Genomic DNA, 18,380 nt, shown 5'->3' on the forward strand with positions numbered 1-18,380 from the left:
AACAACGCAGGAATAGCGATGGCCACTCGGGCAGCAAAAAAACCGGCAAAATTGAAGCTCTACCGCTGGAACTGGGTCGGCAAGGGCCCCAGCGGGCGCAAGGTGCGCGGCCAGTTGGTCGCGGCGAAGAAGGGCGAGGTCGAGAAGACGCTGGCCGGCCAGAACGTGGTGGTGTCGTCGATCCGCCGCAAGAGCGGGGTCGGCGGCGGCGGCAAGATCAAGTCACGCGACATCATGCTGTTCGCCCGCCAGATGGCGACCATGATCCGCGCCGGGATACCGGTGCTTCAGGCCTTCCAGGTGGTCGCCGAGAGCCTCAAGAATCCGGCGATGAGCGCGCTGGTGCAGGAGCTGATGAACGAGGTAGCCGCCGGGGCGAGCTTTTCCGAGGCGCTTCGCCAGCACCCCCAGCACTTCGATAAGCTTTTCGCCAACCTGATCGCCGCCGGCGAGCAGTCGGGTGCGCTGGACAGCATGCTCGAGCGCGTGGCCGCCTATAAGGAAAAGATCGAGTCGCTCAAGGCGCGCGTCAAGAAGGCGCTGTGGTATCCCGCCGCGGTCATCTCGGTGGGCATGGGGGTGACCGCGCTGCTGCTGATCAAGGTGGTGCCGCAGTTCGAGAGCCTGTTCCAGGGCTTCGGCGCGGAGCTGCCGGCGATGACGCGCGTGACCATCGCGCTGTCGGAATTCGCCCAGGCCTATTGGTGGTGGGGGGTGCTGGGGGTGATGGGCTTCATTACCTTCATCCGCCAGGGCATGAAACGCTCCGAGGCCTTCGCCTACCGCATGCATGCGCTGTCGCTGAAGGTGCCGGTGCTTGGCGATATCCTCGACAAGTCATCGGTGGCGCGCTATGCCCGAACGCTTGCGACCACCTTCGGTGCCGGCGTGCCGTTGATCGAGGCGCTGACGACCGCCGCCGGCGCCTCGGGCAACAAGGTCTACGAGCGCGCCATCTTGCAGATCGGCGAGGACGTGTCGAGCGGCCAGCAGCTCAATTTCGCCATGCGTCTGACCGAGCGCTTCCCGGCGCTGGCGGTGCAGATGGTCGGCATCGGCGAGGAAGCGGGCTCGCTTGACGCCATGCTCAACCGCGTGGCGGACTACTACGAGGAAGAAGTCGACAATAAGGTCGATGCGCTGACGTCCTTGCTCGAACCGCTGATCATCGTGGTGCTCGGCGTGCTGGTCGGCGGCCTGGTCGTGTCGATGTACCTGCCGATCTTCGAATTGGGTAGCGTGCTGTAGACAACCCGGATTAACCTTTCCCGCCCCTTCAAAGACAACGCTAAGGAACGACTCTTGCTTGACCTTCCCCCTCAACTGTTGTGGCCCCTGGTGGCGTTCATTGGCCTGTGCCTGGGCAGCTTTCTCAATGTGGTGATCACCCGCCTGCCGGTGATGCTGATGCAGGGCTGGCGCGCCGAGGCCCGCGAGGCGCTGGAGCTTTCCGAGGAGGTGCAGCCGGCGTTCAACCTGATCACGCCGCGCTCGATCTGCCCGGCCTGCGAGGCGCCGATCGCCTGGCACGACAATATTCCGCTGGTCGGCTGGTTCAAGCGTCGTGGCCGCTGTGCGAGTTGCGAGGCGCGCATCAGCCCGCAGTATCCGCTGGTCGAACTCGCCGGCGGGGTGCTGGCGGTGGCCGTGGTGGGGATTTTCGGGGCGACCCTGCAGGGGCTGTTCGTGCTCGGTGCCTGCCTGACGCTGCTGGCAATGGCGGTGATCGACCTGCGCACGCAATTGCTGCCCGATGCGCTGACCCTGCCGCTGCTGTGGGCCGGGCTGCTCTACCAGCTGCTGTTCAATCCCTTGCTGTTGCCGTCGGCGGTGATAGGCGCCATGGCGGGCTATGTGTCGCTGTGGAGCGTGTACTGGCTGTTCAAGCTGGTCACCGGCAAGGAAGGCATGGGCTACGGCGACTTCAAGCTGCTGGCGGCGCTCTGCGCCTGGCTGGGCTGGCAGTACCTGCCGATGCTGTTGCTGCTGTCCGCCGGGGTCGGCGCAGTGGTCGGCATCCTGGTGCAGCTGACCGTGCCCCGGCTGCGCGGCATGCCGATGCCCTTCGGGCCGTATCTGGCAATGGCCGGCTGGATCGCGCTGCTGGCCGGCGAACCGCTGATGATGGGTTATCAGGGTTTGCTATAGCGCCTAGCGCCTAGCGCCTAGCGCCTAGCGCCTAGCGCCTAGCGGTCAAATTATGCCGTTCGTATGGTGCGCATCAAGGCATAGAGCATTCTGGAAATCTCGCGGGTTTCCTCGATCCACCGCTTACCTTGACCCGCCGAAATATAGCCGATTTCGATACCTATATAGGCCTGGGTTCTAAGTTCAGCACAGGAAGCCTTGGCATAGCTAAGGAACTTGACACGATCCTTGTCCATGTCACGCTCATAGCCTTCTGCAATGTTGCTAGCAATGGACAAGGCCGATCGGGTGATTTGATCCTTGAAGCCGAAATCACGGCACTGGCCGAAGGCCTTATAGATGTCAGCACACAGGCGCGAAGAGCGCTTCCAAACTTGCAGATCTTCGAATTTCATCTCAAGAGGCCCAACACTGTATGAAATTACAGCATAGCATCTCCTGTGACATCTGCCTCTGGTTTAGCCGGGCGCTGGGCGCTGGGCGCTGGGCGCTTTCTTGATCATAGGCCTGACTGGCGGTATTGCCTCGGGTAAGTCGACGGTGGCCCACGCCTTCGCGGCGAGGGGCATTCCGTTCGTGGATGCCGACGACGTCGCGCGCGAAGTCGTCGAGCCCGGCCAGCCGGCGCTGGCGGAGATCGCCGCCCACTTCGGGCCTCGGGTGTTGCGCGACAACGGCCATCTCGACCGCCGCGCGCTGCGCGCGATCATCTTCGCCGAGCCGGACGAGCGGCGCTGGCTCGAGTCGGTGACCCATCCACGTATCCGGGCGCGCATTCAGGACCATCTGGCACGCCTGCAGGCCGAGGGCGCGCCCTATGTGCTGCTGGTGTCGCCGCTGCTGTTCGAGTCGGATCAATGGCGCCTGGTCGACCGCACCCTGGTCATCGACGTGCCGGAGGCGCTGCAGATCGCCCGTACCGCGACCCGCGACGACATCGATACGACCCAGGCCCAGGCCATCGTCGCCGCCCAGATGTCGCGCGCCGAACGCCTGGCCCGCGCCGACGATGTGATCGACAATAGCGGTCATCAGGACTCGATGCTTGAGCAAGTCGCCAGGCTCGACCACCAGTATCGTCAAGGAGAACTATGAATACGCCAGCCTCGAAACGCCCCCTGGAAGTCGCCTGCCCGCAGTGCGGCAAGAAAGTCGTATGGAGCGAGCAGAGCGCCTATCGCCCCTTCTGCAGCAAGCGCTGCCGATTGCTCGACCTGGGCGCCTGGGCCGACGAGTCGCATCGCATCGCCGGCGAGCCGGCGATGGACGAGACCGATATCGACGCCCTGCTCGCCCGCGCCGACCGCGACGGCGAACCGCAATGACCGACGCCTCGCCGCCATCCGGGCCCGCTCGCACGCCTTCGCTGCGCGCGGCCGTCCCGCAAACCTTCCACGAGCCTCAGTATCGCCTGCTCGCCGAACTCGAGGCGGCGTTCGATACCCTGCTGCATCGCACCGAGGCGCTGCTGTCACGCTATCGGGATCATCCGGTGGCGTGCTGGATCTTCGAGGGCGACCGCGAGGCCCGGGAGCTGGATGGCCATGACTGGCTCAGGCGGGCGCTGCTGGATATCTGGTACCTGGACGGCCAGGATGGCCGCGTGACGCGCCCGCATATCGGCCTGGTCGCCGCCGACGAGGCGCTGCTCGACCATGTGGCCCGCATCAACGATGCCAAGGAGGCGTTCGCCGCCCTGCTGGGCCGCATTCGCGACCAGGCGCCGTCGCTGATTCCCGAAGTCAAGGCGGTGCTGCCCTTTCGCCATCCGGTACTGCACGATCATCTGCGCGGTCAGGGCTTGGCGCGCCTGCATCTCAAGCAGTGCTGGCGGGCGATTCCGGTGGCCGACGCGCCGGTGGCAAGGGTGCGGTTGGCGTGGTATTCGAGCGGGCGGTCGATCAAGCGGTTGAGCGTGCGCGAGGCGGAACAGAAACTGCTCAAGCTCGATAGCGAGGCGCCCCATGTGCGCATCCAGCTGCGTAAGCTGGCGGGCATTCCCGACGGCGAGCCGCTGGCCCAGGTACAACAACAGGCGCCGTTGATGCGTGCCAATCTGTTCTTCCGTGAAGCCCTGGAGGATGGCCGCAAGCGGCGCGCCATGAACGTGGCACTGCCGCTCTTTGTGCCGTCTCCCGATGGCCGCCTGCCGGATCACAACCTGCCCTCACCCACCCCACCCGAAAGCCGCACACGCGCCCGGCGCCGCGACGAGCGACTGGAAAGCGCGGCCTTCCTGCCGAGCCTGCGGGTCTTTCGTTATCGCTGAACGTCAAGGGCAGGGGTTGGCGAGATTACCGCGCCGTTGTTCGGATGAATGCGTTCTCCATGCAACTACCGTCAGTACAGTCAGCCAAATGCGTTAGCCAAATGAAGGTTGTTGCTGGATGGCTTGCCGTTGTTAGCGCGTATATAGCGTCTGCAGCAATTCTCTGACACTCTCCGCCGACTGGGCATACTCCTTCATCAAGGCATTCAATTGACGCTCGAAGGCAAGTTCACGCGAGTCTTCATCCTGTTGCTGTCGCTGTTGCTCGTGTTCCTGCTCCTGAGCCTCGAGTGAGCGCACCGGAGGGCCGGTCGGAATATCGAGCCGACTATCGGGATTGTCGAGTTCGCGCAGGGCATCGGCAAAGGCATCATCGAGTTCCTTGAAACGACGAAGCTTGTCGCGCTCGTCCAGCGGTTTTGCAAACGTCTGCTGTTTCATTCTTTAGCCGTTATCTCCGACAGGCGGGAAAGCGTGGCGAGGCTGTCGCGCACGAGAGTGGATGACATCAGTATACCGTGGCAGAAGGTGCATGGCGAAATCCTTAAAATCCGTGGACACAACAGCGCCGCCTCGAGGGCGGCGCTGTTGTTCAAGAATTCGGGACGACCATGACCATGCCCGTAACCGGCATCACTCCTCGACGCGTACCAGCCAGGATTCGACGGTGTCGTTACCGTGCTCATCTTTCCAGGTCTTGAGCGTCTTCTGATTGCCACCGCGAGTCTCGACGACCTCACCGGTATTAGGATTCTTGTAGATCTTCAACTTGCGCTTGCGACGACCGGTCGAAGGGGCCGATGACTTGGAGGAGGCCGCGCCGGAACCCGATTTCGGGTCGAGCAGGGCAATAACTTCCGCCGCGCTCTTGTCGAAATCACGCATCAGGGCTTCGAGCTTTTCCTTGAACTCGAGTTCGGCCTTGAGACGATCATCATTTTGCAGCTTATCCAGATTCTGCTGGAGTTGCTTCAGCTGCTGTTCCATCTGCATGTATTCGCTAAGCAGGGATGACATGGGGTGCTTTCCTTTTTTAAAGTTTATCGATGCGGGGGCATTATGAACCCTTAAAGTTGTCGTGACAATACGATGATTGTGAACATACTTTGCATCGAGTAGATAATCTCAGTATATAGCCGGCATGTAGAATTTCACAACTTGCATGAATGTCACTCTTACATTGACTGTCCCACGCTAAAATAGCGGAGTAAGGAAAACGAAAAAAAGCTGTAGAAAGAGAAACATGAAAAAAGCGCCGCTCCTCGGAGCGGCGCTTTTGTGATGATAACGTCTTGCTTAGGGCGTTATCACTCCTGGCGCATTATCAGTCTTGACCCAGCTGCTGCTTGATCAGGTCACCGATGGTGGTGGCACCGCCGGCTTCCGGCTCCTCACGCATCTTCTTGAGGTTCTGGCGAGTGTCGTCCTGATCCTTGGCCTTGACCGACAGCGCGATCTGGCGGTTCTTGCGATCGACGCCGATGATGCGTGCCTCGACGCTGTCGCCTTCGCTGAGCACGTTGCGGGCATCTTCAATGCGGTCGGCGCTGATCTCGGAGGCCTTGAGCACGGCGATGACATCGGTGGCCAGCTCGACCTGAGCCTGCTTGGGCTCGACTTCGACCACGCGGCCGGTGACGATGGTGCCCTTGTCGTTGACCGCCAGGAACTCGGACACCGGATCGGTATCGAGCTGCTTGATGCCCAGCGAGATGCGTTCACGCTCGGGGTCGATGGAGAGGATGACCGCCTCGACTTCATCGCCCTTCTTGTACTGGCGCACTGCCTCTTCGCCGGTATCGGTCCAGGAGATGTCGGACAGGTGAACCAGACCGTCGATGCCGCCTTCCAGGCCAATGAAGATACCGAAGTCGGTGATCGACTTGATGGTGCCCGAGACGCGGTCGCCCTTGTTGTACTGGCCGCTGAAGGTTTCCCACGGATTGGCGGTGCACTGCTTGATACCCAGCGAGATACGACGACGCTCTTCGTCGATGTCCAGCACCATGACGTCGACATCGTCACCGACCTGAACGACCTTGGACGGATGGATGTTCTTGTTGGTCCAGTCCATCTCGGAGACGTGAACCAGACCCTCGACGCCCTCTTCCAGCTCGGCGAAACAGCCGTAGTCGGTAAGATTGGTCACCACGGCGTGCACCTTGGTGCCTTCCGGGTAACGATCCTTGATGTTGACCCAGGGATCTTCGCCCAGCTGCTTCAGACCCAGCGACACGCGGTTACGCTCGCGGTCGTACTTGAGCACCTTGACGTTGATCTCGTCGCCGACATTGACGATCTCGCTCGGATGCTTGATGCGCTTCCAGGCCATGTCGGTGATGTGCAGCAGGCCGTCGACGCCACCGAGATCGACGAAGGCGCCGTAATCGGTGAGGTTCTTGACGATACCCAGGATCTGCTGGCCTTCCTGCAGGGTCGCGAGCAGCGCTTCACGCTCGGCGCTGTTCTCGGCTTCGAGCACGGCACGACGCGACACCACGACGTTGTTGCGCTTGGCGTCGAGCTTGATGACCTTGAAGTCGAGTTCCTTGTTCTCGAGGTGGGTCGTGTCGCGCACGGGGCGGACGTCGACCAGAGAACCCGGCAGGAAGGCACGGATGGAGTCGACATCGACAGTGAAGCCACCCTTGACCTTGCCGTTGATCACGCCCTTGACGATCTCTTCCTTCTCGAAGGCGGCTTCCAGAATCTTCCACGCTTCGGCGCGCTTGGCCTTCTCGCGGGACAGACGGGTTTCACCGAAGCCATCCTCGACGGCTTCCAGGGCGACATGCACTTCATCGCCGACGGCAATGTTCAGCTCGCCGTTCTCATCGCGGAACTGCGATGCGGGGATCTGACCTTCTGACTTCAGGCCGGCGTTGACGGTGACCCAATCACCATCGATATCGACGACCAGAGCCTGGACGATGGCGCCCGGCTCCATGTTGATGTCATTGAGAGACTGTTCAAACAGTTCAGCAAAGCTTTCGCTCATGATGTTCCTACGTGATCAACGTTGAGTACGGCGTTGCCGCCTTCTCCGCACCACCAGCGAGTGCGGGCCTTATTTACCAAACCTTCGGGGATGTTAACGCTGGTTCGACCTGGCCAGGCTCACGGCGATTTATATTCAACCCAGTAAAGTGCCGGACCACGTCATTACATCCTGCGAAGGCGCCGCAAGGGAGTGTCAAATGGCGGATACCAGGCCTCGTTGGGCCAGCAACTCCGTCAGCCGATCTACCACTTCCGGTATCGTCAGGCGCGTGGTGTCAAGCGTGATGGCATCTTGTGCCGGCTTGAGCGGGGCCACGCTGCGCTGCATGTCGCGTGCATCGCGCGCCTGAATCTCCTCTAAAAGACTCGATAGACTAGCATCGACCCCCGCCTCCTGCAACTGGAGGTGGCGCCTGTGGGCACGCTCCTCGGCCGAGGCGGTAAGGAAGATCTTGAGGGGCGCGTCGGTGAACACCACGGTACCCATGTCACGGCCGTCGGCGACCAGCCCCGGCGGTTGTCGAAAGTCGCGCTGGCGCTGCAGGAGCGCCTGGCGCACCGCGGGCAAGGCGGCGACTTGTGAGGCGGCATCGCCCACCTGCTCGGTACGAATCGCCGCGGAGACATCATCCCCTTCCAGCAGCACGGCGGTGGTCGGTTTCTCGGCGACGAATACCACATCGAGATTGGCCGCCCGCTCTGCAAGGCCCGCTTCGTCATCGAGTGGCGTGGCGTGCCGGGCCGCCGCCAGCGCCGTCAGCCGGTAGAGCGCGCCGCTGTCCAGCAGGTGCCAGCCCAGGCGCTCGGCGACCAGGCGGCTGATGGTGCCCTTGCCGGCTCCGCCAGGGCCGTCGATGGTGAGCACCGGCGCAGCGGCCGGCGTGGCTGACTGGCTCATGCGTCCTCCCCGCTGCCCGCCTCTTCTTCCAGATTAAGGCCGACCTGACGGGCAAGCTCGGTGAAGCCCGGAAAGGACGTCGCCACATTGGCGCAGTCGTCGATGACGATTTCCTCGGCGGCGCGCAGCCCGGCAATGGCAAACGACATGGCGATACGATGATCGCCCAGGCTGTCGATACGCCCGCCGCTGTAGTTGTGACCTTCGAGACGGCCTCCCCCTACGATATCGATGCCATCCTCTAGCAGCACATGCTCGACGCCGAGGGTGGCCAGGCCGTTGGCCATGGCCTGAAGCCGGTCGGACTCCTTGATGCGCAGTTCCTCGGCGCCGCGTAGACGGGTGATGCCTTCGGCATTGGCGGCGGCAATGAACAGCGCCGGAAACTCGTCGATGGCCAGCGGCACCTGAGCGAGGGGAATGTCGATGCCGTGGAGCGGTGCGTAGCGGATATGCAGATCGGCCACGGGCTCACCGCCGACCTCGTGCGCGTTCTCCAGGCGCAGGTCGGCACCCATCAGCTTGAGGATATTGATCACGCCGATGCGGGTGGGGTTGATGCCTACATGCTCGAGCAGCAGATCCGAGCCCGGCGTGATGGCGGCGGCGACCAGAAAGAAGGTGGCCGAGGAGATATCCGAGGGCACGTCGATCGGGCCGGCGGTGAGCGTGCCGCCACCCTTGAGCCAGCAGGTATCGCCCTCGCGGTGCACCTCATAGCCGAAGCCTTGGAGCATGCGCTCGGTGTGGTCGCGGGTCGGGGCCGGCTCGCGCACCCGCGTCTGGCCTTCGGCATAAAGGCCGGCAAGCAGCAGGCAGGACTTCACCTGGGCGCTGGCCATCGGCATGTCGTAGTCGAGGCCGGTGAGCTTGCGCCCGCCCTTGATCTTCAGCGGCGGACGCCCGCCCTCGGCGGTATCGATCTCGGCGCCCATCGCTCGCAGGGGATCGGCCACCCGCCCCATCGGGCGCTTGGTCAGCGAGGCGTCGCCGGTGAGCTCGGTATCGAAGGCTTGCCCGGCCAGCAGCCCGGAGAACAGGCGCATCGCGGTGCCGGCGTTGCCCACATAAAGCGGCCCGGAGGGCGCCTTCAGGCCATGCATGCCGACGCCATGGACGGTTACCCGCCCCTGGTGCGGCCCTTCGATGGCCACGCCCATTTCGCGAAAGGCCTGCAGGGTAGCGAGGCTATCCTCGCCCTCGAGAAAACCTTTCACCTCGGTGACGCCCTCGGCGAGTGCGCCGAGCATGATCGAGCGATGGGAGATCGACTTGTCGCCGGGAACGCGGATGCGCCCTGTCACGCCGCCGCCGGGACCGACCCGGTAGCGCAGTTTGCCGTGTTGTTGCATCTGGTATTCCGCCTGATAACTGGTCTGGTTGAGCAGGGAGTCGAAGTAGTGTCGCGCGTGGCTGGCACGATCGAAAGTCGCGAGCATGGCATCGCCGTCTCCGGCCTCGATCGCACGTCGCAACCTGGCCACGCCGGCCTCGAAGTCGTCAAGCGAAGCGAGAACGGCGTCGCGATTGGCGATAAAGATGTCGCGCCACATCACCGGGTCGCTGCCGGCGATGCGCGTGAAATCGCGAAACCCGCCGGCGGCATAACGAAAGATATCCAGGCGCTGGTCCTGGCGTGCCAGCGTATCCACCAGCGAGAAGGCCAGCAGGTGCGGCAGGTGGCTGGTGCGCGCGAGCACCTGGTCGTGGCGCGCCACGTCCATTTCCAGCACCTCGGCGTCGCAGGCTTCCCAGAGGGCGCGCACCCGCGCCAGCGCCGCCGGGTCGGTATCGGCATCCGGCGTGAGAATAACCTTGTGATGGGCATAGAGCCGCGGATTGGCCGTCGCCACGCCACTCTTCTCGGACCCGGCGATCGGATGACCGAGCACCAGGTTGGCAGGCAGGCCGCCAAACACGGCAACGGCACAGTCGCGAATGGCGGCCTTGGTACTGCCGACGTCGGTGATCACCACGTTGCTGGCGGCGCGATCCAGCACGCCGGCCAGCTCGGTCATGACCGACTGCATGGCCAGCACCGGGACCGCCAGCACGATCATCGACGCTCCCTCGACCAGCGGCGCCAACTGCGTATCGCCGCCGTCGATCAGCCCCATCTCGATGCCTCGGGTGATCTCGGTGGCGTCGGGGTCACAAGAAAGGATGGTACCTCGGAAGCCGACGGCTCTGAGGGCCGCGGCGAGCGAGCCGCCGATCAGTCCCAGCCCGACGATCAGGATGCGCGTCTCGCTCAGCGGCCGGTTCACCATCACCGCCATGCCTAGAGCACGCCCATGGGATAGGACCCCAGCACCTTGAGCTCGGCGGCGCGCAGCCGGACCTCGTCGAGCACGGCGGTGACCCGCGGCTCGTCGCGGTGGCCCTTGAAGTCGATGAAGAAGACGTAATTCCAGACGCCGCTGCGCGACGGCCGGGTTTCCAGACGCGTCAGGTCGATCTGGTGGCGGTGGAAGGGTTCGAGCAGGTCGTGCAGGGCGCCGGGCTGGTTGCGCATCGCCACCACCACGGAAGTCTTGTCCTCGCCGGACATCGGCACCTCGTGACTGCCGATGATCAGAAAGCGTGTGGAGTTGTCCGGCCGGTCCTCGATCTTCTCGGCGAGCCGCGTCAGGCCGTAGAGCTTGGCGGCCATGTCGCCGGCAATCGCGGCGCTGTGCCACTCGGTCTTGACCAGCCGCGCGGCCTCGGCGTTGGACGAGACCGGCACGCGCTCGGCGTGGGGAAAATGCGCGTCGAGCCACTTGCGGCACTGGGCAAACGACTGGGGATGCGAATAAATCCGCGAGACCTTGTCGCGACGCGTGGTTTCACCCACCAGCAGGTGATGATGGATACGCAGCACCACCTCGCCGGAAATGCGCAGCGACGAATCCATGAAGGAGTCGAGCGTGTGGTTGATCACGCCCTCGGTGGAGTTTTCCACCGGCACTACGCCATAGTTGACGGCGCCGGCCTCGACCTCGCGAAACACCTCGTCGATCGCCGCCATGGGCAGGCTCACGGCGCTCTCGCCGAAGTGCTTGAGCGTTGCCTGCTGGGTAAAGGTGCCCTCGGGCCCCAGATAGGCGACCTTGATCGGCTGCTCAAGTGCCAGGCAGGCCGACATGATCTCGCGAAACAGCCGCGCCATTTCTTCGCTGTCCAGCGGTCCCTGGTTGAGGGCCATGATTCGGCGCAGCACCTGGGCCTCGCGTTCGGGCCGGTAGAAGGCCGCGTCGGGGTCACGCTCGGTCTTGATCTCGGCGACCTGCTGGGCGCAGGTGGCGCGCTCGCTGATCAGGCGCATGATGTCGAGGTCCAGCTCGTCGATGCGCTTTCTCAATTCCTCGAGATCCCTGGGGGTGTCGGACATGGGTTATCCCCTGCGTTGTTCGAAATCGGCCATGAAGGCGATCAAGGCGTCCACGGCGGCCTCGGGCACGGCATTGTAGAGGCTGGCGCGCATGCCGCCGACGCTGCGGTGACCCTTGAGGTTGAGCAGCCCCGCCGCGTCGGCTTCGGCCAGAAACGGCTTGTCAAGTCGCTCATCGGCGAGCACGAACGGCACGTTCATGCGCGAGCGATTGCGCAGCGCGATGGGGTTGGCGTAGAGCTCGCTGCTGTCGATGGCCGCATAGAGCTTGGCCGCCTTGCGGTCGTTGATGGCGTTCATCGCCGCCAGGCCGCCGATGTCGTGCTTGAGCCACTGGAACACCAGCCCGGCCAGGTACCAGCTGTAGGTAGCTGGCGTGTTAATCATCGAGCCGGCATCCGCCAGGGCCCGGTAATCGAACAGGCTCGGCATGTCGGGGCGCGCACGGTCGAGCAGGTCCTCGCGTACGATGACCACCACCAGCCCCGCCGGGCCGATATTCTTCTGCGCGCCGGCGTAGATGATCCCGAATTTCGACACGTCCAACGGCCCCGACAGAATGCTCGAGGACATGTCGCAGACCAGCGGCACTTCGCCGCCATCGGGCCGAACCGCCTCGGGTACAAAGTCGAATTCGAGCCCGCCGATGGTCTCGTTGGCAGTGTAGTGCAGGTAGGCGGCGTCTTCTGTCAGCACGATGTCGTCCGGTCGCGGCACGGCGCTATGGCCGTTGGCCTCGCTGCTCGCGACGACCGGGGCGTCGCCGAACAGATGGCGCGCCTCGGCAACGGCCTTGCTGCCCCAGATGCCGGTATGCAGGAAGTTGGCGCGACCGCCGCGGCCCAGCAGGTTGTAGGGCACCGCGGCAAACTGCAGGGTGGCGCCGCCCTGGGTGAACAGCACCCGGTAGTGGTCGGGAATGGCCAGCAGCTCGCGCAGGTCCGCCTCGGCCTGCCGGGCGATGGCGACATACTCGGGCGCCCGGTGGCTCATCTCCATGACCGACAGGCCGTGGCCGCGATAATCGAGCATCTCGTCGCGTGCACGTTCCAGCACCGCGGCGGGCAGCGCCGCTGGGCCGGCGCAGAAGTTGTAATGGCGTGTCATCAGCGTGGCATTCCGATTCAGGAGGCGTCGTTATCGTCGTCGTGGCCGTCGGCGCTTTCTGGCGCGTCCGCGTCACCGATCACATCGCCGGCCTCCATCTCAACGGACTCCTCCAGCTCGGCGACATCCTCCAGCTCATCGATCCGCACGGTCTTGACCAGTTTCTCTTCCTTGCCTAGACGAATCAGCATCACCCCCTGGGTGTTGCGCGAGGTGATCGAGACCTCCTCGACGCGGGTGCGCACCAGCGTGCCACGGTCGGTGATCAGCATCATCTCGTCGTTGGAGTAGACCTGCATGGCGGCGACCAATGCGCCGTTGCGCTCGCTGGTCTGCATGGCGATCACGCCCTGGCCACCGCGACCACGCAGCGGGAATTCCTCGAGACGCGTGCGCTTGCCGTAGCCGTTCTCGCTGGCGGTAAGGATATAGATCTGGCCACCGTTGCCGTTTTCTCCCGCCGTCGTCAGACCTTCGCCCGCTTCGCTGCGGGTATCGACGTCGGCCTCGGCATCGATCTGCTGGCTCTGCGGGATGATCAGGCTGATCACCTCGGCCTTGCCCAACAGGCGCATGCCGCGCACGCCGCGCGCGGTGCGGCCCATGGCGCGGACATTGCCTTCCTCGAAGCGGATCGCCTTGCCGTTGGACGACAGCAGCATGACGTGATCGCTGCCGGAGGTGATCGCCGCGCCCACCAGGCGGTCGCCCTCGTCGAGGTCGATGGCGATCAGGCCCACGCTGCGCGGCCGCGAGAACTGCTCGAGGCTGGTGCGCTTGACGGTGCCGCTGGCGGTGGCGAAGAAGATGTAGCACTCCGGGTCGTAATCACGCACCGGCAGGATTGCATTGATGTCCTCGCCTTCATCCAGCGGCAGCATGTTGACCAGCGGCTTGCCGCGCGAGCCGCGGCTGGCGTTGGGCATTTCATAGACCTTGAGCCAGTAGACCTTGCCGCGGTTGGAGAACAGCAGAATGGTGTCGTGCGTCGAGGCCACCAGCAGGTGTTCGATGACGTCCTCGTCCTTCATTGCCGTCGCCGACTTGCCGCGTCCACCACGCCGCTGGGCCTGATAATCGGAGAGCGGCTGGGTCTTGGCATAACCGGAGCGCGACACCGTGACCACCATGTCTTCCTCGGCGATCAGGTCTTCCATCGAGAGGTCGAGGTGGCTGGCCTGGATCTCGGTCTTGCGCGGGTTGGCGAACTGGTCGCGCACCGCTTCGAGCTCCTCGCGGATCACCTCCAGCAGGCGGTCAGGGGAGGCCAGAATCTCGCTCAGCTCGGCGATCTTTTCCAGAATCGACAGGTATTCGTTGAGCAGCTTCTCGGTTTCGAGACCGGTCAGGCGGTGCAGGCGCAGCTCGAGGATGGCCTGGGCCTGGGCCGGCGAGAGGCGGTATTCGCGGCCGGCCGTGTCGAGGCCGAAGCCCTCCTCGAGATCCTCGGGCTTGCAGGAGGTGGCGCCGGCGCGCTCGAGCATCTGGGTGACCTGGCCCGGTTGCCAGCTTCTGGCCAGCAGTTTTTCCTTGGCTTCGGCGGCCGAGGGCGAGGCCTTGATCAGCTCGATCACCTCGTCGATGTTGGAGATCGCGACGGCCAGACCTTCGAGCAGGTGGCCGCGCTCGCGCGCCTTCCTGAGCTCGAAGAGCGTCCGGCGGGTGACGACTTCGCGGCGGTGGCGAATGAAGGCCTCGAGGATCTCCTTGATGTTCATGGTGCGCGGCTGGCCATCGGCCAGGGCCACCATGTTGATGCCGAAGACGTTCTGCAGCTGGGTCTGGGCGAAGAGGTTGTTGACCACCACGTCGCCGCTTTCGCCGCGCTTGACCTCGATCACCACGCGCAGGCCGTCCTTGTCGGATTCATCGCGCAGCTCGGCGATGCCCTCGATCTTCTTCTCCTTGACCAGCTCGGCGATCTTCTCGATCAAGCGCGCCTTGTTCACCTGATACGGCAGCTCGGAGATGATGATGTGGTCACGACCGGTCTTGTCATCATGCTCGATGGTGTGGCGCGAGCGGATATAAATGCGGCCACGCCCGGTGCGATAGGCCTCGAGGATGCCGGCGCGGCCGTTGATGATCGCCCCGGTGGGAAAGTCCGGCCCGGTGATGTACTCCATCAGGTCGTCGACGGTCAGGGTGTAGTCGTCGATCAGCGCCAGGCAGCCATTGATGATCTCGCCCATGTTGTGCGGCGGAATATTGGTCGCCATGCCCACGGCGATGCCCGAGGAGCCGTTGATCAGCAGGTTGGGCACCTTGGTCGGCAGCACGTCGGGAATCCGCTCGGTGCCGTCGTAGTTGTCGACCCAGTCGACGGTGTCCTTTTCGAGGTCGGCGAGCAGCTCGTGGGCCAGCCGCGACATGCGAATCTCGGTGTAACGCATGGCGGCGGCGTTGTCGCCGTCGATGGAACCGAAGTTGCCCTGGCCGTCGACCAGCACGTGGCGCATGGAGAAATCCTGGGCCATGCGCACGATGGTGTCATAGACGGCGCTATCACCATGGGGGTGATACTTACCGATCACATCGCCCACCACGCGGGCCGACTTCTTGTACGGTTTGTTCCAGTCGTTGCTCAGTTCGTGCATGGCAAACAGCACGCGCCGATGCACCGGCTTGAGTCCGTCGCGCACATCCGGCAGCGCACGGCCGATGATCACACTCATCGCGTAATCGAGGTACGACTGCTTGAGTTCGTCCTCGATGTTGACTGGCATAATCTCTCTGGCGATGTCACCCATGGGTCGTCGAATCCTTTGCACTGCAACGAGTTGGCACTAACGTCCGGCATCGCCGGAGGCGCCACAACAGCCGCACATCATACCATCTGGCGGCGCTAAAGGCAGCTCGGGAAACACCCGACTCGACTGGCACCCGCCTGCTCCTTTGGCCATAATGTGCCTCCTTTTCGCTCGAGAAATGCTCCATGTGGTTCAAGCACTTGCACCTTTACCGCCTGCACGAGGCCCCGCAGCTCGATGCCGACACCCTGGAACAGGCGCTGGACGCCCTGGCCGCACGCCCGCTGGGCGGCAGCGAACCGCGCCGCCTGGGCTGGTGCGTACCGGCCGGCCGCGCCGGCACCCAGCGACTGCACGAACTGCAGGGCCAGCGGTTGATGACGGCACTCCGCCAGGAACGCCTGCTGCCAACGGCGGTGGTCAAGGAGGAAGTCGAGGAGCGCGCCGCCGACCTGGAAACCCGCGAAGGACGCAAGCTAAGACGCCAGGAAAAGCTCGCCATCAAGGAGCAGGTCGTCGAGGAACTCCTGCCGCAGGCGTTCATACGCAGCCAGAAGGTCGATTTGTGGTGGGATTCACGTCACGACCTGATCGGCGTGAACGCGAGCTCCCGCAAACGCGCCGAGGAAGTGCTGGATCTGCTGCGCGAAACGCTGGGCAGTCTCAAGGTCACCCCCTTGTCCAGCCAGACCCTGCCGATGCGCGCAATGACCACCTGGCTGACCGACCCGGCCTCGCGGCCCGCCGATCTGGTACTGGGCGACCAGGTGGAACTCAAGGCCAAGGGCGATGATGGCGTGCTGCGCGCCCGCCAGGTGGACCTGGACAGCGACGAGATCCAGCAGCTGCTGGCAAGCGGCCGTCAGGCGAGCAAGCTGGCTCTGGAGATCGAGGGCCGGCTAAGCTTCGTCATGCATGATGATCTCGCCATCAAGTCGCTGCGCTTCGGTGATGCGCTGATCGACGAGGCCAATGCCTCCGATGACGGCGACGACGCCCTGGTCAGGCTGGAGACCGACTTCGTGCTGATGGCGCAGGCGCTCGGTGAGAGCATCGAGCGCCTCATCGAGTGGTTGGGTGGCGAAGCGGGTGTGCAGCGTGATGCCCTGTCGGCATGACCTCTTCCCGCAGCGAACTAAACGACCCCCATGCGCTGACCGATACCCAAGACGATACTCAAGACGATATACAAGATAATAGTGGTATGACCGAAACCGATAACGACAATACCGCGATGCAGGATGTGGATCCGTGGGCCGGCATTCGTCCCTACCAGGACGATGAGGTCGCCGAGGTGCTTTCGCGGCTTTCGCATGACACTGAGCTTCTGACGGCGCTGACGCGTTTTCGCCTGCCGCGTCTCTCGCGCTACCTGCCGGGCCTGTCGCGTACGCTGGCCAGTATCGCCATTCGTCGTGAAGTCCGCGACGTCACCAGCGTGCATGACTTTCAGATGCGCCTGGCCAATTACATGCAACGCATGATTCGCACCAGCACCGATGAGTTCCGCGTCGAGGGGCTCGACGCACTCGACCCCGATACCGCTTACCTGTTTATCGGCAATCACCGCGACATCTCGCTCGACCCGGCCTTCGTGAACTTCGCGCTCTACCAGGCCGGACGCGACACGGTGCGCATCGCCATCGGCGACAACCTGCTCAAGAAGCCCTACGTCACCGATCTGATGCGGCTCAACAAGAGCTTCATTGTCCCGCGCAGCGCGCGGGGCAAGCGCGCCATGCTGGCCGCCTACCAGCAGCTCTCCGGCTATATCCGTCACTCGATTCTCGAGGACAATCACTCGATCTGGATGGCCCAGCGCGAGGGCCGTGCCAAGGATGGCATCGACCGTACCGACCCGGCCATTCTCAAGATGATGACCATGGCGCGCCGCAGCCGGGAGCGCGACGTATCGATCGGCGAGGCGATCCATGAACTGCGTCTGGTGCCGGTGTCGATCAGCTACGAATACGACCCTTGCGACATCCAGAAGGCCCGCGAGCTGCATGCCCTCCACACCAGCGGCAACTATGCCAAGAGCCAGTTCGAGGACATCCAGTCGATCGTCACCGGCATCACCGGCGCCAAGGGGCGGGTCAAGCTGCGTTTCGGGACGCCGCTTGGCGCCGAATTCAGCAGCACCAACGAGGTTGCCGCGGAGATCGACCGCCAGGTATTGAGCGGCTATCACCTTTTCCCCAGCCATTACCTGGCGCTCGAGGCGCTGGGCGATGCCCCCGAGCTGCTCGATCTTTCCGAGGTGTCCGCTGCCGATCGCTCGCGTTTTCGCGCGCGCCTTCAAGAAGTACCCACCGAGCTTCGCGATTGGTGGCTGGCCCAATATGCCAATCCGGTGCGCAGCAAGGCGGGACGGTTACCCAGCTAGCCCCGGGGGCGGCCAGCCCTTGCGACGCCAACGCTGGCTCGAAGCGCCGGGCCGTGAATTCATCACCAGCACGCCTTCTGTCTCGCAAAGCAGTCCGTCGTGCAAAAGTGCTATCGTCTATTCACGACGAAACACACCATCGCGACGCCAAGGAGACCGCCATGTCCTCATCGGAAATCCAGAAAACGCGGATCATTCACGAGTTGCAGGGTTTCATCAGGAAGTTGCTGCAGGACCCGAAGATCCTCGAACAGTCGCTCGACATCGCCCGTCGTCATTTATCGGAAGGCAGCCGAGAAGGCGCCATGGCGAGGATCGCCAACGAGATCTCCGACACCACCAGCGTGCACATCCCCGAAGACCCGGCAGAGCATTCCGAGGCCGACAAGCTTTTCCTCCAGGTGCTCAAGGAGGTGATCGACGAGGAGCAGGCGCTCTACTGACAGAAC

General features: G+C 63.6%; 17 protein-coding genes. 8 read left to right on the forward strand and 9 right to left on the reverse strand.

Features of this window, described 5'->3' with window-relative positions; all coding sequences use genetic code 11:
* Nucleotides 1–18 precede the first annotated feature (18 nt).
* Both BM341_RS15295 and BM341_RS15300 read left to right on the forward strand, forming a co-directional pair.
* Nucleotides 19–1,248: a type II secretion system F family protein gene (locus BM341_RS15295; protein ID WP_089796930.1), complete on the forward strand. Its 1,230-nt coding sequence runs from the start codon at nucleotides 19–21 to the stop codon at nucleotides 1,246–1,248.
* A gap of 54 nt (nucleotides 1,249–1,302) precedes the next feature.
* Nucleotides 1,303–2,148: a prepilin peptidase gene (locus BM341_RS15300; RefSeq protein WP_245784297.1), complete on the forward strand. Its 846-nt coding sequence runs from the start codon at nucleotides 1,303–1,305 to the stop codon at nucleotides 2,146–2,148.
* Nucleotides 2,149–2,198: 50 nt separating this feature from the next.
* On the opposite strand, the gene BM341_RS15305 is transcribed toward BM341_RS15300, so the two are convergent.
* Entirely contained in the window at nucleotides 2,199–2,543 is a 345-nt protein-coding gene (locus tag BM341_RS15305; protein ID WP_089796931.1) for a four helix bundle protein, read from the reverse strand.
* Between the two features lie 100 nt (nucleotides 2,544–2,643).
* Between BM341_RS15305 and coaE the strand changes: the two genes are divergently transcribed.
* From coaE to BM341_RS15320, 3 genes are read left to right on the forward strand one after another with little or no spacing between them, the layout of a single operon-like run.
* On the forward strand, nucleotides 2,644–3,243 hold the full coding sequence (gene coaE / locus BM341_RS15310) for a dephospho-CoA kinase (protein ID WP_089796932.1): 600 nt from the start codon (nucleotides 2,644–2,646) through the stop codon (nucleotides 3,241–3,243).
* Nucleotides 3,240–3,473: a DNA gyrase inhibitor YacG gene (yacG, locus tag BM341_RS15315; RefSeq protein WP_089796933.1), complete on the forward strand. Its 234-nt coding sequence runs from the start codon at nucleotides 3,240–3,242 to the stop codon at nucleotides 3,471–3,473. Before coaE ends, yacG begins: the two co-directional genes overlap by 4 nt.
* Nucleotides 3,470–4,417 (forward strand): DNA replication terminus site-binding protein, encoded by a 948-nt coding sequence (locus BM341_RS15320; protein WP_245784298.1) that lies wholly within the window; start codon nucleotides 3,470–3,472, stop codon nucleotides 4,415–4,417. Before yacG ends, BM341_RS15320 begins: the two co-directional genes overlap by 4 nt.
* A gap of 132 nt (nucleotides 4,418–4,549) precedes the next feature.
* On the opposite strand, the gene BM341_RS15325 is transcribed toward BM341_RS15320, so the two are convergent.
* The 8 genes from BM341_RS15325 to gyrA form a co-directional block, all read right to left on the reverse strand.
* Nucleotides 4,550–4,858, reverse strand: coding sequence for a hypothetical protein (locus BM341_RS15325; RefSeq protein WP_089796934.1), 309 nt, complete (start codon nucleotides 4,856–4,858; stop codon nucleotides 4,550–4,552).
* 192 nt (nucleotides 4,859–5,050) lie between these two features.
* A complete protein-coding gene (locus BM341_RS15330) occupies nucleotides 5,051–5,434 on the reverse strand; it encodes a histone-like nucleoid-structuring protein, MvaT/MvaU family (protein ID WP_089796935.1) in 384 nt (127 codons plus the stop codon).
* Nucleotides 5,435–5,741: 307 nt separating this feature from the next.
* Complete coding sequence (rpsA, locus tag BM341_RS15335) at nucleotides 5,742–7,415, reverse strand: 30S ribosomal protein S1 (protein WP_089796936.1); 1,674 nt, start codon at nucleotides 7,413–7,415, stop codon at nucleotides 5,742–5,744.
* A 195-nt stretch (nucleotides 7,416–7,610) separates the two neighbouring features.
* Nucleotides 7,611–8,315: a (d)CMP kinase gene (gene cmk, locus BM341_RS15340; protein ID WP_089796937.1), complete on the reverse strand. Its 705-nt coding sequence runs from the start codon at nucleotides 8,313–8,315 to the stop codon at nucleotides 7,611–7,613.
* Entirely contained in the window at nucleotides 8,312–10,594 is a 2,283-nt protein-coding gene (locus BM341_RS15345) for a bifunctional prephenate dehydrogenase/3-phosphoshikimate 1-carboxyvinyltransferase (RefSeq protein WP_245784299.1), read from the reverse strand. The genes cmk and BM341_RS15345 overlap by 4 nt, the downstream gene beginning before the upstream one ends.
* A 2-nt stretch (nucleotides 10,595–10,596) precedes the next feature.
* On the reverse strand, nucleotides 10,597–11,688 hold the full coding sequence (pheA, locus tag BM341_RS15350) for a prephenate dehydratase (protein ID WP_089796938.1): 1,092 nt from the start codon (nucleotides 11,686–11,688) through the stop codon (nucleotides 10,597–10,599).
* A 3-nt stretch (nucleotides 11,689–11,691) separates the two neighbouring features.
* Nucleotides 11,692–12,795 carry a 3-phosphoserine/phosphohydroxythreonine transaminase gene (gene serC, locus BM341_RS15355; RefSeq protein ID WP_089796939.1) on the reverse strand — a complete coding sequence of 368 codons (1,104 nt, stop codon included), beginning with the start codon at nucleotides 12,793–12,795 and terminating at the stop codon, nucleotides 11,692–11,694.
* 17 nt (nucleotides 12,796–12,812) lie between these two features.
* Nucleotides 12,813–15,545: a DNA gyrase subunit A gene (gene gyrA / locus BM341_RS15360; RefSeq protein WP_245784300.1), complete on the reverse strand. Its 2,733-nt coding sequence runs from the start codon at nucleotides 15,543–15,545 to the stop codon at nucleotides 12,813–12,815.
* A 185-nt stretch (nucleotides 15,546–15,730) separates the two neighbouring features.
* Between gyrA and BM341_RS15365 the strand changes: the two genes are divergently transcribed.
* The 3 genes from BM341_RS15365 to BM341_RS15375 all read left to right on the forward strand — a co-directional run bounded on the left by BM341_RS15365 (nucleotide 15,731) and on the right by BM341_RS15375 (nucleotide 18,374).
* Entirely contained in the window at nucleotides 15,731–16,663 is a 933-nt protein-coding gene (locus tag BM341_RS15365; RefSeq protein ID WP_089796940.1) for a recombination-associated protein RdgC, read from the forward strand.
* Nucleotides 16,664–16,749: 86 nt separating this feature from the next.
* Nucleotides 16,750–17,931: a 1-acyl-sn-glycerol-3-phosphate acyltransferase gene (locus tag BM341_RS15370; protein WP_089796941.1), complete on the forward strand. Its 1,182-nt coding sequence runs from the start codon at nucleotides 16,750–16,752 to the stop codon at nucleotides 17,929–17,931.
* A 161-nt stretch (nucleotides 17,932–18,092) separates the two neighbouring features.
* Nucleotides 18,093–18,374 (forward strand): hypothetical protein, encoded by a 282-nt coding sequence (locus BM341_RS15375; RefSeq protein ID WP_089796942.1) that lies wholly within the window; start codon nucleotides 18,093–18,095, stop codon nucleotides 18,372–18,374.
* Nucleotides 18,375–18,380: the final 6 nt, after the last annotated feature.

Source organism: Halomonas korlensis, from assembly GCF_900116705.1.
GTDB lineage: Bacteria > Pseudomonadota > Gammaproteobacteria > Pseudomonadales > Halomonadaceae > Halomonas > Halomonas korlensis.

Bases quoted from the DNA above. Each gene is read 5' to 3' on its own strand.
- BM341_RS15295 (WP_089796930.1), top strand. From the start codon at position 19: ATGGCCACTCGGGCAGCAAAAAAACCGGCAAAATTGAAGCTCTACCGC.
- BM341_RS15305 (WP_089796931.1), bottom strand. From the start codon at position 2,543: ATGAAATTCGAAGATCTGCAAGTTTGGAAGCGCTCTTCGCGCCTGTGT.
- yacG (WP_089796933.1), top strand. From the start codon at position 3,240: ATGAATACGCCAGCCTCGAAACGCCCCCTGGAAGTCGCCTGCCCGCAG.
- BM341_RS15320 (WP_245784298.1), top strand. From the start codon at position 3,470: ATGACCGACGCCTCGCCGCCATCCGGGCCCGCTCGCACGCCTTCGCTG.
- BM341_RS15325 (WP_089796934.1), bottom strand. From the start codon at position 4,858: ATGAAACAGCAGACGTTTGCAAAACCGCTGGACGAGCGCGACAAGCTT.
- BM341_RS15330 (WP_089796935.1), bottom strand. From the start codon at position 5,434: ATGTCATCCCTGCTTAGCGAATACATGCAGATGGAACAGCAGCTGAAG.
- rpsA (WP_089796936.1), bottom strand. From the start codon at position 7,415: ATGAGCGAAAGCTTTGCTGAACTGTTTGAACAGTCTCTCAATGACATC.
- cmk (WP_089796937.1), bottom strand. From the start codon at position 8,315: ATGAGCCAGTCAGCCACGCCGGCCGCTGCGCCGGTGCTCACCATCGAC.
- BM341_RS15345 (WP_245784299.1), bottom strand. From the start codon at position 10,594: ATGGCGGTGATGGTGAACCGGCCGCTGAGCGAGACGCGCATCCTGATC.
- pheA (WP_089796938.1), bottom strand. From the start codon at position 11,688: ATGTCCGACACCCCCAGGGATCTCGAGGAATTGAGAAAGCGCATCGAC.
- serC (WP_089796939.1), bottom strand. From the start codon at position 12,795: ATGACACGCCATTACAACTTCTGCGCCGGCCCAGCGGCGCTGCCCGCC.
- gyrA (WP_245784300.1), bottom strand. From the start codon at position 15,545: ATGGGTGACATCGCCAGAGAGATTATGCCAGTCAACATCGAGGACGAA.
- BM341_RS15365 (WP_089796940.1), top strand. From the start codon at position 15,731: ATGTGGTTCAAGCACTTGCACCTTTACCGCCTGCACGAGGCCCCGCAG.
- BM341_RS15370 (WP_089796941.1), top strand. From the start codon at position 16,750: ATGACCGAAACCGATAACGACAATACCGCGATGCAGGATGTGGATCCG.
- BM341_RS15375 (WP_089796942.1), top strand. From the start codon at position 18,093: ATGTCCTCATCGGAAATCCAGAAAACGCGGATCATTCACGAGTTGCAG.